Below are 14,451 nucleotides of genomic sequence, written 5' to 3' on the forward strand. Positions count from 1 at the left end.
TGGGCTTCACTACGCTTCTCGTCACTCTTCGCGGTTACCTCCTCTCAGGTAACAAGTACATGCCCATGTCGGGCACACGAAGGTGGGCTGCGCCCACCGCAACGAGACTGCGGCTTGCAGCCGCGCTCAATGGGAAAGCCACCGAACGTCTCAGGCAGGCCGGTTATGGGTCACCCCCCTGCTACCTGGTTCTCCAATCACCAGCCGGCATGATCCGGCACAGGAATTCATCGAACAATTGAAGTTCCGGCGATGTGGTTCGTTTCACTCACCGTATCTTACCTCCTGAATTTACCCATGTTCGCCCTGGTAAGGGTCGGCCAGTGGACGAACAGCGGGCCGATTTGTGGTAAAAAGAAACGACATCCGCAACTTAAGGATCAGGTACCCTATGTCAAATACGAGCAACCCACTCTTCGACGCCCACTGCGAGGTCTGCCGGATCGGCGCGCCTTCGGTAACCGATGCAGAGATCGAGCAACAGCTGCCGCTCATCCCCGAGTGGCAACTGATCAAGGAGCAGGGCATCAGGAAGCTGATGCGCCGCTATGAGACGAACGATTATCAGCGCAGCCTCGCCCTGGTCAACGCGGTTGCGGCGCTCGCCGAGTTGGAGGGACACCACCCGGTCATGCTGGTCGAATATTCTCGGGTGACTATCTGGTGGTGGACCCACAAGATCGATGACCTGCATCTGAATGATTTCATCATGGCCGCCAAGTCTGATCGAAGCTTCGCGCCGCTGGCCTGAGGGGTGGTAGTAGATTTTTAAATAGGCATTGGAATCATAAAGGTGACAACAATCGCAACCGACGACATCGGCGAGCGCCAGGCCCGTCTGGAACAGATCGTTGCAGATCTGCTTGCCGAGGCCAAACGCCGAGGGGCCAGTGCTGCCGAGGCTACCGCCGGCACCAGCGCCGGATTGGAGGCGAGGGTACGTCTGGGTACGGTGGAGACCCTGGAGCATACCCGGTCCAATGGTCTCGGCATTACCGTCTATATGGGAAACCGCAAGGGCTCCGCCGGCACCTCGGATCTGGACCCGGCGGCCGTGCGTGATACGGTCGCAGCCGCCTGTACCATCGCATCCCACACCCAGGAGGACCCCTGTGCTGGACTTGCGACTCCGCAGCGCATGGCCACCCGGATCCCGGACCTGGACCTCTTCCATCCCTGGGACCTCCAGGTCGAGGCTGCTATCGACCTGGCCCTGGAGTGCGAGGAAGCCGCCCGTGTTGAGGACGCGCGCATCGTCAACTCGGAAGGGGCCGCCGTCACCTCCCACGCCGGGGTCCATGTGTACGGCAACAGCCACGGCTTTATCGGCGGCTATCCCAGCTCCCGTCACGGCTTGAGTTGCGCGGTGGTCGGTCGGGAAGGCGCGAGCATGCAGCGCGATTACTGGTGGAGCTCCGCCCGTTGCGCGGGTGACCTGGAATCCGCCGCGGCCATCGGTCGCCGTGCCGGCAAGCGCACCATAGCCCGCCTGGGGGCGCGGCAGATCCCCACCCGCAAGGCCCCGGTCCTGTTCGACGCCCGGGTTGCAGCCGGGCTGATGCGGCACCTGGTACATGCCGTCACCGGCTCCAGCATCTACCGCCGGGAAAGCTTCCTGCTCGACCATCTGGGGCGGAAGATCTTCCCCGACTTCGTGCGCATCCGCGAGGAACCCCTTCTGCCACGGGGCCTGGGCAGCGCTCCCTTCGACGATGACGGGGTGGCGACCGTGCCGAAGGACCTGGTAGCCGACGGCGTACTGTACAGCTACCTACTCGACGCCTACTCCGCCTGCCGCTTGGGAATGGAGACCACCGGGAACGCCGGGGGTGTGCACAACCTGCGGATCGAGATGGGAGCGCTGGGCAAGGATGAGCTGATCCGGGAGATGGGCACCGGGCTGCTCGTCACCGAGCTCATGGGGTATGGGATCAACCCGGTCACCGGGGACTATTCCCGAGGTACCGCCGGCTTCTGGGTAGAGGGTGGTGAGATCCGGTTCCCCGTGGAAGAGGTCACGATTGCCGGCAACCTCAAGCAGATGTTCCAGGGCCTGCTCGCCGTGGGAAACGACTGCGACTTCCCCGGCAGCACCCGCACCGGATCCTGGCTTATCGACCGGATGACGATCGCCGGGGGATAGGCGCACTGCGAATGTTCGGTGCATTTGCTAAGATATATGTAACTTTGCGGTTTCCATCGATCATCGCCCAACCGCCTAATCGGTCTTGTTCTGCTTGGAGGACACTACGCCATGTTGACCTTTTCCGAGCTGCACGCACAGAATCACCAGATAACGGAGCTGTCCAACGTCTTCCTCTATCTCGTCAAGGATCGCGCTATGTGCGACACTACCTGCGCTCGTGATGTGTTCTTCGAATATAAAAGGCGCGTCAAGGAACACATCGAGCTGGTAGACCAGAAGCTGTGCGGCAAGCTCATCGCCTACTCGGATCTAGAGATCAAGAATACGGCCGATCGCTTCCTCTCAGGATCGGTGGAGATCCGGAAGATCTTCTCCCGCTACGTCAAGGACTGGTGCTCAGAGAAGCACAAGGTGCTGACTATCCGTGACCATGATAAGTTCGTCAGGGAAACAAAGGAGATGTTCGCCCTGGTAATGGACCGGATTCAGCGCGAGACCGAACACCTCTATCCGCTTATCCGCAAGCTCGAAGACGGAGAAAAGCTGGCGGCCTGAATACTTCGCGTCCGGTTAACTCAGTCAACAGTCCCCCCAGCAGAGGTGTTCGAGCGCCCCAAGTGCCTTTCCACCCTTGATAAGGACTTACACTATAAAACTGTCTATGCCGCGCATGCGGTCGGGCGCACAGGCCGTGCGGGAGGTAATGTGGGCATAGGTTGCGTTAAGACGCCGGCACGGACATCGAAGGAGATCGACACGCCGTTATGCGTCGAACGCAAGACGTCAAGCTTGTCCCGACGCAGGAGGGATCTTCTCCCCCAAACAGCGCCAGATAATTCAGGTCAGTCCTTAAAGTCGTCGTGACACCCCTTGCAGGTCTTGGCGGTCTTGCCGAACTGCTCCTTCATGGCTGCCTTGTCGCCATCTGCGGCTACCTTGCTCAGTTTGGCGGACTGGATCTTCAGTGCCTCATACTTCTTTTGGAACTTGCTCCAATCGAGCCAGATGGTGTCGCTGGCGTCGCTCTCGTCGTTGATGGAATCCTCCGGGAAGCCGGCGAGTAGATCAAGCCGGGCGGCAACAGCCAGATCCTTGGCATAACGGGCAAAGGCGGCAGGATCGAACGCCGTCTTGCCCTTGACCATGTTGCCCATAGGGGCGACGTTATGGGCATAGACATTCATCAGGCCCTGCCGGTAGTCAACGGCCTTCTCCACGTCATCGGCCTGGACACAAGTGGAGCAAAGGGCGAGCGTCAGGCACAAAAGACCGTTGCGGTGTGTGTACATAGTCGTTTCTCCCATGGTTTGGCGGACGAGGGTAAGGAAAATAATGAGGGAAACCGCCGCGACTGATTTCAAGCCAATCCGATTCACGGCGACCCTGCTTGCATCCGGACCCTGAGCCGGCTATTTTTTCTCTGGTTTCCAAGATTCCTGGTTTCCAAAATTCTGGGAGCTGATTATGGCAGCCGTCATTGAGCGCGTCGACAGCCTTGAACAGACCGTGCAGGATTTCGTCCGGAGTGTCGGCGCCGAATTCCGCAAGCTCTACAACTCGCAACGACAAACGGAAGCGGAGCTGCGCCTATTCAAGGATGAGATGCGTGTATTCAAAGATGAAATGAGTGACTTCAAGGACGAGATGCGTGTATTCAAGGATGAAATGAGTGATTTCAAGGACGAGATGCGTGTATTCAAGGATGAGATGGGTGTATTCAAGGATGAAATGAGCGACTTCAAGGACGAAATGAGTGATTTCAAGGATGAAATGCGCGACTTTAAGGACGAGGCGCGCCGGGAGCAGCGGGAGATGAACAAAAAGTGGGGGGAGCTCTCCAACAAGCTGGGCACCTTGGTCGAAGACCTGGTCGCCCCGAGTCTACCCCGTATCATCGAGGAACGCCTGAACGAGCCCGCCTATGACCTTATGGTACGGCTCAAGCGCCGGTTGCCCGACGGGCGGGTGAAAGAATTCGACGCCCTGGTGATAACCCCCGATTGCGTCTGCCTCAACAGTACCAAGGCGACCCTGCGCAGCACCGACGTGGACGGCTTCGTAGCCGACATCGCCGAGTTCCGGACCTTCTTTCCCGAGCACGACGCCCTGCCCTTGGTGGGAATCCTCGCCAGTCTCAGCGTAGAAAAGAACGTGCTCGCCTACGCGGAGAAACAAGGCTTTCTGGTGCTGGCGGTCGGCGATGAGCTCATGGAGGTCAAGAACCGGCCCGGTTTCGAGCCGAAGCGTTGGTGACCCTAGTACTCCGTTTCACCTTATTTCTCCCTCTCAGAGCCCCCCCACGCGCCAAGGCAAGGCAGAATTTCACGCTGGTTGTGGGAAAAGATCCCTCCTGCATCGGGACAAGTCTGGCGTGTTGGGTTACGGCGCGTTTGGCCCTGTCGCCGTACTTCGGGATCGGACAGCGCGCCTAACCCAACCTACACTTAAGGCGAGGTCCGTGCGGGCAGGCCGCGCGGGGGATCATTCTGAGTGTAGGTTGCGTTAAGACGCCGGCACTGACCTGGCAGACGATCAGCGAGCCTTCGGGCGTCGAACGCAACCCGTCAAACCCTGTCCCGACGCAGGAGGGATCTTTTCCCTCCCGACAACGCCAAATAATTCAGGATTGCTCCTCCTCAGTCATTTTCTTTCCACAGGGAATCCGGCTGCCGGTGCCGTCCGGCTCCCGGGCGAGGGCCGCCTTGAGCGTGTCGCGCAGGATACGGAGTACCTTGATGCGGGCGTAGGGTTTGTCGTCGCCCTCGACCAGGGTCCAGGCGGCATAGTCGGTGCTGGTACGTACGACCATCTCGTTGACCGCGGCCTTGTATTGGGGCCATTTCTCCCGGTTGCGCCAGTCCTCATCCGTGATCTTGAAACGCTTGTAGGGCACCTGTTCGCGGTCCTTGAAGCGGCGTAGCTGTTCTTCCCGGCTCACCTGGAGCCAGAACTTGAGCAGAATGGTCCCGCTCTGGACCAGTTGTTCCTCGAACTGGTTGATCTCGGCGTAGGCGCGGCGCCATTCGGCAGCGGTGGCGAATCCTTCGACGCGCTCCACTAGGACCCGGCCGTACCAGGAGCGGTCGTAGATGGTGATGTAGCCGGCGCGGGGGATGTGGCGCCAAAAACGCCACAGATAATGATGGGCCTTTTCCTCGTCGGTGGGGGCCGCGATGGGGATGGCACGATAGAGGCGGGCGTCGATGGCATTGGTGAAGCGGCGGATGGTACCCCCCTTGCCGCCGGCGTCGGCCCCCTCGAAGACCAGCACCAACGAGCGCCTCTTGTTGTAGGCCTCCCATGCCAGCTCATTGAGCTGTGTCTGCAACGCACGCAGCTCCGACTTGTAGGTCTGCCGGTCGAGGGACTTGGACAGGTCGAGCTGATCGAGCAGGGTGATCCGGGCACTGGATACATCCGGCAGCTCGAGGTGGCTGGGGGTAGGGGGCGGCTCCACGGCAGGCGGTTGGCTGAGGCGGACCTTGATGGCGTGCAACAGGGTCTTGCCGACGGTCAGATCCCGGTAGCGTCGATCCTGGGCCTCGATCAGGTACCAGGGCGAGATTCCACGGTCGGTATGCCGAATGACGCGCTCGGCGATGTGCTCGTATTTTTGATAGTGCTGATGGAATTTGCCCCTCTTCGGCAGCATCTTCCAGCGGCTGCGGTCGTCGCGGGAGAGCTCATCGAGGCGGGCTTTTTGGTCCTGTTCGGAGAGGTGGAACCAGAACTTGACGACCAGGGCGCCGTCGTTGATGAGCATGCGCTCAAAGTCCACGATACGATTGAGCTCGGCATCCAACTCGGCATCGTTGCACAGCCCCTGGAAACGCTGTTCGAGCGGGGTCTGGTACCAGCCGCCGAACAGGATGGCCCATTGCCCACGCGGGGGAAGGGCATTCCAGAAGCGCCAGTAGCGCGGCCGTTGGCGTTCCTCGTCGGTCTCGGCCCAGAAGGCAAAGGTGCGCACGCCGCGGGCATCCAGCCATTCGTTGAGGCGGTTGACAACCTCTCCCTTACCGGCCCCCTCCACCCCCAAGACGAGGACGATCACCGGGATATCGGTCTGCAAGAGCTCGCGCTGTACCTCCAGGAGCTGGGTGCGCAATGCCTCCTGCTGGGTCTTGAAGGACGCCTTGTCGACCGTGCGTCCGACCTTGGTTGCCTCGAACATGCGTTTGACCCCTTAGCAATCCTGAATTATTCGGCGTTGTTTGGGGAAAAAGATCCCTCCTGCGTCGGGATAGGGTTTGACGTGTTACGTTCGACGCCCAAAGGCTTGCTGATCGTCTGCCGGGTCAGTGCCGGCGTCTTAACGCAACCTACACTCCATGCCTTCCCCGCGCTGCCGGTCCGCGCGGACCCCGCATTAAATGTAGGTTGGGTTAGGCGCGCTGCTCGATCTTGAAGAATACAAACAGCGTTGAACGCGCCGTAACCCAACACGTCAGACCCCACAACCAACACCCCATAACCCAGGACCGCATCCGGACAGGCACGGCACCGAACGCGGCGTAATGCAACACGACGCTTAGGATCCGTCGCAGAGCGGTGGCTGCGATTCAGCCCTCGTCCGCCGCGGTCTCCTGGCGCGCCGCCGCTTTTTCCAGCAGGGTCTTGAGTTCTCCGCCGGCGTGCAGCTCGAGCGTGATGTCACAGCCGCCGATCAATTCACCGTCCACATAGATCTGGGGAAAGGTGGGCCAATCGGCGTAACGGGGTAGGTTCTCGAAGATCTCCGGATCCTGGAGGACGTTTACATGGGTAAAGGGAACACCGCACTCCGAGAGCGCCTTGGCCGCCCGCATGGAAAAGCCACACATGGGGAACTGGGGGGTCCCCTTCATGAAGATGACGACGGGGTTGTTCTTGACCTCTTGGTCGATGCGTTCCAGGGCGTCCATGGTTCACCTCTGTGTGAAATACTCGATTGCTTGCCTTGTCTAAGGCCCCTTGAAACATGCAAGGTAGCCGTGCGGGGTAAGGATGCCCCACCGTTCTCATGCGCGCAAGCAACATCGCTTGGACGGCATCGACATCCCCCGCTCGTGCCGCGAACGGTCGCCGACTAGCTGGGGATCTTGGGCACCTGTCTGCGTGCGGGACGCACAGGCAGGCGGGCCATCCAAAGATGCGGTTTACATTCCTTATTTAATCCGCAGGTTACGCCGATTTCCACAGATGAAGAATGAAATAATCTGCGAGAATCTGTGTAATCTGCGGATTAAAAAGATGCCTTTTCTCCATGCTCAATCCGGCGCTCAATCCGGCCTGGACTGCTCCGCAGCCCGTAGGATGTGGTAAGCGCCTGCCTACCGCCCCAGGGACGGGGCAGGCAGGCAGCGAACCGCATCTTACGCGGATTGTCGAAGATCGGCGTTTGGTGTACCTTTGATGACATCCGCTCCCGTTGGTGAGTTTGGAATTCTCCTCAAAAATCAATAGCTTAAGTTACATGACTGCTCACAGAAGACTAAATGTCAGGTCCCGTGTGATTAATCCCCTTCTCCCAACCCGATGGAGCCCCCAATGATCAAACTGACCGTCAACGGGCAAGCGCATCAGCTGGATCTGGATCCGAACACGCCCCTGTTGTGGGTGATTCGCGACCATGTCGGGCTGACCGGTACCAAATATGGATGCGGCATGGCGCAGTGCGGCGCCTGTACCCTGTATCTGAATGGTGCCCCTGTCCGTTCCTGCTCCACGCCGCTGGCGGCGGCAGCCGGGGGCAGGATCACGACCATCGAGGGTCTCGACAACGCCGCGGGCAAGGCGGTCCGAAAGGCGTGGGCCGAGCTCGATGTGGTCCAGTGCGGTTTCTGCCAGTCCGGGCAGATCATGTCGGCGGCCGCCCTCTTGACGCAGAACCCGTCACCGACCGACGCGGACATCGAGGTAGCCATGGCGGGCAATATCTGCCGCTGTGCGACCTACGCCCGGATCCGGACCGCCATCAAGCAGGCGGCGGCCGGGCTGGCTTGAGGAGCTTACGGTAATGAAGAACGATCGTATCGAAAATCTGAGCCGGCGTGGCTTTCTGAAGCAGGGTCTGACCCTGGGCGCCGGCCTGACCCTGGGGTTGCACCTACCTGTGGCTGCGAAGGGCTTGCAGGCCGGGCCGGGCATCGCCGGCGGTGACGAGCGCGCCGCCGGGACCTTTGAACCTAACGCCTTCGTGCGCATCGGCACCGACGACAGCGTCACTGTCATCGTCAAGCACCTGGAGATGGGGCAAGGCACCTACACGGGGCTACCCACGCTGGTGGCCGAGGAGCTGGATGCCCGCTGGGATCAGATCCGCGCCGAGGGGGCACCGGCCGACGCCAGGCGCTATAACAATCTGTTTTGGGGCCAGACTCAGGGCACCGGCGGCAGCACGGCCATCGCCAACTCTTGGGAGCAGCTGCGCCAGGCGGGGGCCGTTGCCCGGGAGATGCTGGTCGAGGCCGCGGCCCGCCGCTGGCAGGTCGAGGCCTCCCGGATCCAAGTCCGCGCCGGGGTTCTGAGCCACCCCGGCGGCAAGCGTGCGACCTTTGGCGAGCTGGCCGAGGCCGCCGCGGCCCTGCCGGTGCCGGAGGAGGTCCTGTTGAAGGATCCCACCGAATTCCGGCTGATCGGCAATCCGAATCTCCGCCGCAAAGACAGCGCCGGCAAGCTCGACGGCAGCGCCTTGTTCACCCAGGACGTGAAGCTTCCCGGCATGCTGACAGCAGTGGTGGCACATGCCCCTCGCTTCGGCGCCAAGCTCAAGTCGTTCGATAAGTCTCCTGCCCAGGCCATACCAGGTGTCAAACAGGTGGTGCAGATCCCCACCGGCGTTGCGGTCCTGGCCGAGGATTTCTGGAGTGCCAAGCTCGGGCGTGATGCCTTGGCGCCGTCGGTCCGGTGGGACGAGACGGAGGCCTTCAAGCTCGGCTCCGACGAGATCCTGACCCGGTATCGGGCGCTCGCCGCCCAGCCCGGAACCCCTGCCCGCAAAGCAGGCGACCCGGAGCAGGCGTCGGCTGCCGCAGATAAGATGATCGAGGCGGAGTTTGTCGTACCCTTTTTGGCCCATGCGGCAATGGAGCCCCTCAACTGCGTCATCGCGCCGGCGGGCGAGGGGGTGCGGGTATTGAACGGCGAGCAGTTCCAAACCGCCGACCAGGCCGCCGTCGCCGGCGTGCTGGGCCTAAAACCCGAACAGGTGAATATCGACATGCTGTTCGCGGGCGGCTCCTTCGGGCGCCGGGCGAATCCCAAGTCCGACTATGTGGTCGAGGCCGCGGAGATCTTCAAGGCGGCCGGCGGCAAGCTACCGGTCAAGCTGCAATGGACGCGGGAGGACGACACCCGCGGCGGTTGGTATCGTCCCCTGTATCTGCACCGGCTGCGGGCCGGTCTGGACCAGCAGGGCGACCCCTTGTTTTGGGAACATCGTATCGTCGGCCAGTCCATTATCTCGGGCACTGCCTTCGAGCAGGCGTTGATCGCGGATGGGGTGGATCATACCTCGGTGGAAGGGGCCAGCAACCTGCCCTATCGGATCCCCAATCTGCGCGTGGACCTGCATTCCCCGAAGCTGGGGATCCCGGTCCTGTGGTGGCGCTCCGTGGGCTCCACCCATACCGCCTTCGCCGTCGAGTGCATGATCGACGCGCTGGCGGTGGCCGCCGGGCGGGATCCGGTAGACTACCGGCTGGGACTGCTCGCAGGCCAGCCTCGCCAGCAAGGGGTACTCAAGCTTGCCGCTGCTAAGGCGGGTTGGGGTGAAAATCCGGGGCCGGGCCGGGGCCGCGGCGTCGCGGTGCACAAATCCTCCAACAGCTATGTGGCCCAGGTCGTGGACGTGACGGTACGCGGCGACGCCTTCAGTGTCGACCGGGTGGTTATCGCCGTCGATTGCGGTATCGCCGTCAACCCGGAGGTCATCAAGGCCCAGATGGAGGGTGGGATGGGCTTCGGGCTGTCCGCCGCGCTGGGCGATGCCCTGACCCTGAAGGAGGGCTATGTCGAGCAGTCCAATTTCCACGACTACCAGGTGTTGCGCAGCAACCGGATGCCGCAGGTGGAGGTCCACATCATGCCATCCACTGAGCGGCCGACGGGGGTGGGTGAGCCTGCCACGCCCGTCATTGCCCCGGCCCTGGCCAATGCCTTGGCGGCGGCTACCGGCCGGCGCCTGTACCGCCTGCCGCTGAAGCTCGCCTGATGGTCCGGGCGATCTTGGAACAGGTGGCGGAACCCATGTCAGAACCGGCGGCGGACCCCCAGGTCTTGTCCGCCGCCTGCAGCTGGCTGAAGGCTGGGCAGCGGGTGGCCCTGGTCACGGTACTCCACACCTGGGGCTCATCGCCACGGCCGCCCGGCTCGCTGTTGGCTATCCGTGTGGACGGCACCATGGTCGGTTCGGTCTCCGGCGGCTGCGTCGAGCAGGCGCTTGCCGATCGCTATCGCAGTGGTGAGCTGGGCACGCCCATCCCGACTCTGGTGGATTTCGGTGTCGCCAGCCGAGAGGCGAACCGCCTCGGTCTGCCCTGCGGCGGGCGTCTGGAGCTGATGGTCGAAGCGCTCGCCGCGCCGCAGCCGGTCGCAGCCCTGCTGTCCCGACTCGAGGGCGGCACCCTGGTTGCCCGCCGGGTCTGTCTCGGCACCGGGGAGGTCAGCCTCCACGCCGGCGAGGGCCACCGCGAGCTCGAGGTCACGGACCGCTTCGTGACCAAGGTATTCGGCCCCGGTTGGCATCTGTTGCTGATCGGCGACGGTCAGCTGGCCCGTCTCCTGGCCCAAATGGCCTGTCTGCTCGACTACCGGGTCACCATCTGTGACCCGCGCGAGCGCTTCGCCGATCCCATGCCCCTGGCCAATGTCGCCTACTCGGATCTGATGCCCGACGATGCGGCACGGGAGCTGGCGGACGACCCCCGCAGCGCCGTCATTACCCTGTCCCATGATCCCAAGCAGGACGATCTGGCACTGAGCGAGGCGCTTGGGACCAGGGCCTTCTATGTCGGTGCCTTGGGTTCCGAACGCAGCGCCCAGGTCAGGCGCGAGCGTCTTATCCGGATCGGCCTGACCCCGGCGCAGATCGCGCGTCTCGATGCCCCCGCCGGGCTTGCCATCGGCAGCAAGCGCCCGGCCGAGATCGCGCTCTCCATCCTGGCCGGCGTCACCGCCGCCCGCAACGGCCTGGCCGCCGGCTAGTGCGGGTGAACTCAAATACCGATAACATCGAGTCGGCAGCATCTCCCCGGAAAATTTGTCCGCAAATAAACGCAAATGGCCGCAAATCTTCGTCAATGGACCAAGCACCGACAATGGTGGCGAACCGATTGCGACTGATTTGCGTTGATTCGCGTTTATTTGCGGAAAAAAATTTTCATATTTTCGGTACTTCGGTTCTGCTGTACCAGTGGTCCGCATGACCGAGATCATCGGCGTCCTGCTTGCCGCAGGCAGCGCCCGGCGCTTCGGCGCCCACAAGCTCCTGGCCGAGCTGCCTGACGGCGAGCCCGTCGGTCTGTGCGCGGCGCGCAACCTGGTCCAAGTACTGCCCGATTCCCTGGCCGTGATCCGGCCGGGCGACAAAGAACTGGCCGAGCGACTGGCCGCGACCGGGATCGAATTGATCGAAAATCCTGATGCCGCGACCGGCATCGCCGGCAGCATTCGGGTCGGTGTCTCGGCCAGATCCGATGCCGATGGCTGGCTGATCGCCCTGGCGGACATGCCCTGGATCAGGCCGGTTACGATTCGTGCTGTCGCCGATGCGCTGCGCGCCGGTGCCGCCATGGCAGCACCCACCTGCGGCGGTCGGCGCGGGCACCCGGTGGGATTCTCCGCCCGCCGGCGGTCGCAACTGATGTCCCTGTCCGGCGATCGGGGTGCACGCCGGCTGCTGGAAGCTGCCGGCCCCGATTTGTGCTTGGTGGAGACGTCCGATACCGGCATCCTCCGGGACATCGATACGCCGTCCGATCTGGCAGCGTTCGATTAAGCAATCCTGAATGATTTGGCGCGAAATCCTAATCGGACAGGATTACCCAGGATTTACAGGATTTTCTCGTTCCCACGTGCTGCGTGGGAAGGTGGAAACTCCGCGCCGCGGAGAGAATCAGACCTGTGTCCCCTATCAACCGATGCGGTTCGCGCTATCCAGCAGTGCCATCCTGAAGAGATCCCCCGCGCTCACCGCATCCTACGTCCATCTACGCCCTTTGCCCGGTCAACCCGACTCGCTTCCAGCCACGTCCAGTCCCCCAATCAGCGCCGAATCATTCGACTTTTAACCAGACAGCTTCTTAGATACAGATATCCTGCTAATCCTGTACGATTGGGAAAAAGTCAGATCCTCCGCAGTTGGCCCTGTCGGATCTGGTTCTTGATGACGTGACACCAACAAGTTGAAGCCCTTAAGGACGGGCGGAATCCGGCTCCGGGAGCAATGTAATGAGTACCGAATCTCTGCTGCGTGTCTCCAGCATCCGGGTGGAAGGTCTGTTCGACCGGTTCGACCACCAGGTCGACCTGAAGCCGGACGACCGGATCACCATCCTCCATGGCCCAAATGGGGTCGGCAAGACCATACTGTTACAGATGGTCAATGACTTGCTGATTGGAAGATACAACCTGTTTCGGCAGATACCCTTTCAGTGCTTCGCATTGACATTTACCGACGGTTCCGAGATCGAGCTGACGATCATTCCCCACCCAAGCCAAGCGAATACCGGGCCATCCAAGACGCTGAAGCTGAGCTTGCAGAAATCCGGTAAGCAAAGGGAAGCCTATGAGATTTCCAGTAGCGAAAGTATTCTGTCGGGTATAGAGGAGGTGCTGACACCGCATATGGAAGCGCTGGCACCGCATATGGAAGCGCTGGCACCGCATATAGAAGCGCTAGAATCGCATATGAAAGCGATAGGACCGTATATGGAGATGGTGAGACCGTATATGGAGGAACTGGCATCGCGTGGGGAGGTGCCGGTGTCGTATGCAGAGGCGCTACGGCTAACCTACCAATTGTTCGTCAAGGGAGAAGTCAACGGCTTGATAGTCACCGAGCAGAATCGCGTACACTCGGAGCCTGAATGGCTGAAAGGACTACGTGGCAGTATCGCTGTTCATTTGATTGGGACACAACGCTTGTTGCGCCTGGGTACGGCTCATCCGAGCGGTTATCCAACCAAAACCCGCAATGTCTATACGGTGTTGGATTATGCGAGCGATCTGTGGATCAGGATCAACGACATCATGGCCGGCTATGGTCGGCAATCCCAACGCCTGGATCAGTCCTTTCCGCAACGTCTGTTGACCCCCGAGCTGACAACCTTGAGCGCGGAGAACCTCAAGGCACGCATGGAGGAGCTGGATGTCAAGCAGGCGGAGCTGAAAGACATGGGTCTTCTCGACAAGCCGGAAGGCCATCCGTTCGACACAGCGGCTTTGGACCGTCTCGATCCGGCGTCGCAGAAGGTGATGAGCCTCTATGTACAGGATACGTCCGAAAAGCTGGAGGCGCTGATTGATCTTGCCCGCCGTACCCGCCTGTTGCTGGACAATGTCAACCGCAAGTTCCAGCACAAGCGGATCAGGATCGATCGCGAAGCCGGCTTGGTCGCCGAGCGCGACGATGGAACTCCGCTCAAATTGGAGGCCCTATCCTCCGGTGAGCAACACGAGCTGGTTCTGCACTATGACCTCTTGTTCCGGGTCCGGCCCAACACCCTGGTGCTGATCGACGAGCCGGAGCTGTCCCTGCACCTTGCCTGGCAGAAGCGCTTCCTGCCGGATCTGCTGGAGATCGTCGACACAGCCCAGTTCGATGTGCTGATTGCGACCCACTCGCCCTATATCGTCGGCGACCGCTCGGATCTGATGATCGGATTGGGCGAGGATCCGGTATGAAACCGGCGAGTTGGACTAAGGATGCGGCCCATATCGAGAACGAAATCATCATGGGCCGCCACACGCATCGCGGAAGCTTTCTGCTCCTGGAAGGGGAGGACGATCACAAATTCTGGGATCGCCGGGTCTCGCAAGGATGCGAGCTGGTTATCGGCGACGGCAAACCGAATGTCGAGGGCGCCATCATACGGCTCGATACCCGCAGGTTCTCAGGTGCCCTCGGGGTCGTCGATGACGACTTCGACCGCCTCCAGGGTCGGGCCTTACCGTCGCCGAATCTGCTCGCCACCGATGCCCACGACCTAATCCTCGCTATCTCGAACCACGGATCGACACGGATTGGTCTCCATCCGTGTCGATCCGTGTTCATCCGTGGTTCGCTTTCCGGTTGTTATCTGCACTAACCAATGGTTTTCACA

At 61.3% G+C, this 14,451-nt stretch carries 13 protein-coding genes; 10 read left to right on the forward strand and 3 right to left on the reverse strand.

The window, feature by feature from the left end; genetic code table 11:
* Positions 1 to 391 precede the first annotated feature (391 nt).
* The 3 genes from BQ17_RS13345 to BQ17_RS13355 all read left to right on the forward strand — a co-directional run bounded on the left by BQ17_RS13345 (position 392) and on the right by BQ17_RS13355 (position 2,701).
* Entirely contained in the window at positions 392 to 751 is a 360-nt protein-coding gene (locus BQ17_RS13345; RefSeq protein WP_089727851.1) for a 4a-hydroxytetrahydrobiopterin dehydratase, read from the forward strand.
* Positions 752 to 793: 42 nt separating this feature from the next.
* The gene (gene pmbA / locus BQ17_RS13350) at positions 794 to 2,143 is read left to right on the forward strand and encodes a metalloprotease PmbA (RefSeq protein WP_089727853.1); all 1,350 of its coding nucleotides are present in this window, start codon (positions 794 to 796) and stop codon (positions 2,141 to 2,143) included.
* Between the two features lie 111 nt (positions 2,144 to 2,254).
* Positions 2,255 to 2,701, forward strand: coding sequence for a hypothetical protein (locus BQ17_RS13355; protein ID WP_089727854.1), 447 nt, complete (start codon positions 2,255 to 2,257; stop codon positions 2,699 to 2,701).
* A gap of 287 nt (positions 2,702 to 2,988) precedes the next feature.
* Here BQ17_RS13355 and BQ17_RS13360 read toward each other — a convergent pair whose 3' ends face one another.
* Positions 2,989 to 3,435, reverse strand: coding sequence for a c-type cytochrome (locus BQ17_RS13360; protein WP_176722422.1), 447 nt, complete (start codon positions 3,433 to 3,435; stop codon positions 2,989 to 2,991).
* Positions 3,436 to 3,610: 175 nt separating this feature from the next.
* Here BQ17_RS13360 and BQ17_RS13365 point away from each other — a divergent pair, with 175 nt between their 5' ends.
* The gene (locus BQ17_RS13365) at positions 3,611 to 4,399 is read left to right on the forward strand and encodes a coiled-coil domain-containing protein (RefSeq protein WP_089727858.1); all 789 of its coding nucleotides are present in this window, start codon (positions 3,611 to 3,613) and stop codon (positions 4,397 to 4,399) included.
* Positions 4,400 to 4,766: 367 nt separating this feature from the next.
* Here the strand turns inward: BQ17_RS13365 and pap are convergent, their stop codons facing one another.
* Both pap and grxD read right to left on the reverse strand, forming a co-directional pair.
* A complete protein-coding gene (gene pap, locus BQ17_RS13370) occupies positions 4,767 to 6,320 on the reverse strand; it encodes a polyphosphate:AMP phosphotransferase (RefSeq protein ID WP_089727860.1) in 1,554 nt (517 codons plus the stop codon).
* A gap of 388 nt (positions 6,321 to 6,708) precedes the next feature.
* Entirely contained in the window at positions 6,709 to 7,050 is a 342-nt protein-coding gene (grxD, locus tag BQ17_RS13375) for a Grx4 family monothiol glutaredoxin (protein ID WP_089727862.1), read from the reverse strand.
* Positions 7,051 to 7,675: 625 nt separating this feature from the next.
* Here grxD and BQ17_RS13380 point away from each other — a divergent pair.
* From BQ17_RS13380 to BQ17_RS13405, 6 genes are all read left to right on the forward strand, one after another.
* Complete coding sequence (locus tag BQ17_RS13380; RefSeq protein WP_089727864.1) at positions 7,676 to 8,131, forward strand: (2Fe-2S)-binding protein; 456 nt, start codon at positions 7,676 to 7,678, stop codon at positions 8,129 to 8,131.
* Positions 8,132 to 8,144: 13 nt separating this feature from the next.
* The gene (locus BQ17_RS13385) at positions 8,145 to 10,340 is read left to right on the forward strand and encodes a xanthine dehydrogenase family protein molybdopterin-binding subunit (RefSeq protein WP_089727866.1); all 2,196 of its coding nucleotides are present in this window, start codon (positions 8,145 to 8,147) and stop codon (positions 10,338 to 10,340) included.
* On the forward strand, positions 10,340 to 11,332 hold the full coding sequence (locus tag BQ17_RS13390; protein ID WP_089727868.1) for an XdhC family protein: 993 nt from the start codon (positions 10,340 to 10,342) through the stop codon (positions 11,330 to 11,332). Before BQ17_RS13385 ends, BQ17_RS13390 begins: the two co-directional genes overlap by 1 nt.
* Before the next feature lie 217 nt (positions 11,333 to 11,549).
* Positions 11,550 to 12,125 carry a nucleotidyltransferase family protein gene (locus tag BQ17_RS13395; protein ID WP_089727870.1) on the forward strand — a complete coding sequence of 192 codons (576 nt, stop codon included), beginning with the start codon at positions 11,550 to 11,552 and terminating at the stop codon, positions 12,123 to 12,125.
* 452 nt (positions 12,126 to 12,577) lie between these two features.
* The gene (locus tag BQ17_RS13400; protein ID WP_089727872.1) at positions 12,578 to 14,032 is read left to right on the forward strand and encodes an AAA family ATPase; all 1,455 of its coding nucleotides are present in this window, start codon (positions 12,578 to 12,580) and stop codon (positions 14,030 to 14,032) included.
* A complete protein-coding gene (locus BQ17_RS13405; RefSeq protein ID WP_089727874.1) occupies positions 14,029 to 14,436 on the forward strand; it encodes a DUF4435 domain-containing protein in 408 nt (135 codons plus the stop codon). The genes BQ17_RS13400 and BQ17_RS13405 overlap by 4 nt, the downstream gene beginning before the upstream one ends.
* Positions 14,437 to 14,451: the final 15 nt, after the last annotated feature.

Source organism: Candidatus Thiosymbion oneisti (assembly GCF_900092655.1).
GTDB lineage: Bacteria > Pseudomonadota > Gammaproteobacteria > Chromatiales > Chromatiaceae > Thiosymbion > Thiosymbion oneisti.

What these genes read in the sequence shown, in the direction of transcription:
- BQ17_RS13345 (WP_089727851.1), top strand. Translation starts at nt 392, where the DNA reads ATGTCAAATACGAGCAACCCACTCTTCGACGCCCACTGCGAGGTCTGC.
- BQ17_RS13355 (WP_089727854.1), top strand. Translation starts at nt 2,255, where the DNA reads ATGTTGACCTTTTCCGAGCTGCACGCACAGAATCACCAGATAACGGAG.
- BQ17_RS13360 (WP_176722422.1), bottom strand. Translation starts at nt 3,435, where the DNA reads ATGTACACACACCGCAACGGTCTTTTGTGCCTGACGCTCGCCCTTTGC.
- BQ17_RS13365 (WP_089727858.1), top strand. Translation starts at nt 3,611, where the DNA reads ATGGCAGCCGTCATTGAGCGCGTCGACAGCCTTGAACAGACCGTGCAG.
- pap (WP_089727860.1), bottom strand. Translation starts at nt 6,320, where the DNA reads ATGTTCGAGGCAACCAAGGTCGGACGCACGGTCGACAAGGCGTCCTTC.
- grxD (WP_089727862.1), bottom strand. Translation starts at nt 7,050, where the DNA reads ATGGACGCCCTGGAACGCATCGACCAAGAGGTCAAGAACAACCCCGTC.
- BQ17_RS13380 (WP_089727864.1), top strand. Translation starts at nt 7,676, where the DNA reads ATGATCAAACTGACCGTCAACGGGCAAGCGCATCAGCTGGATCTGGAT.
- BQ17_RS13385 (WP_089727866.1), top strand. Translation starts at nt 8,145, where the DNA reads ATGAAGAACGATCGTATCGAAAATCTGAGCCGGCGTGGCTTTCTGAAG.
- BQ17_RS13390 (WP_089727868.1), top strand. Translation starts at nt 10,340, where the DNA reads ATGGTCCGGGCGATCTTGGAACAGGTGGCGGAACCCATGTCAGAACCG.
- BQ17_RS13395 (WP_089727870.1), top strand. Translation starts at nt 11,550, where the DNA reads ATGACCGAGATCATCGGCGTCCTGCTTGCCGCAGGCAGCGCCCGGCGC.
- BQ17_RS13400 (WP_089727872.1), top strand. Translation starts at nt 12,578, where the DNA reads ATGAGTACCGAATCTCTGCTGCGTGTCTCCAGCATCCGGGTGGAAGGT.
- BQ17_RS13405 (WP_089727874.1), top strand. Translation starts at nt 14,029, where the DNA reads ATGAAACCGGCGAGTTGGACTAAGGATGCGGCCCATATCGAGAACGAA.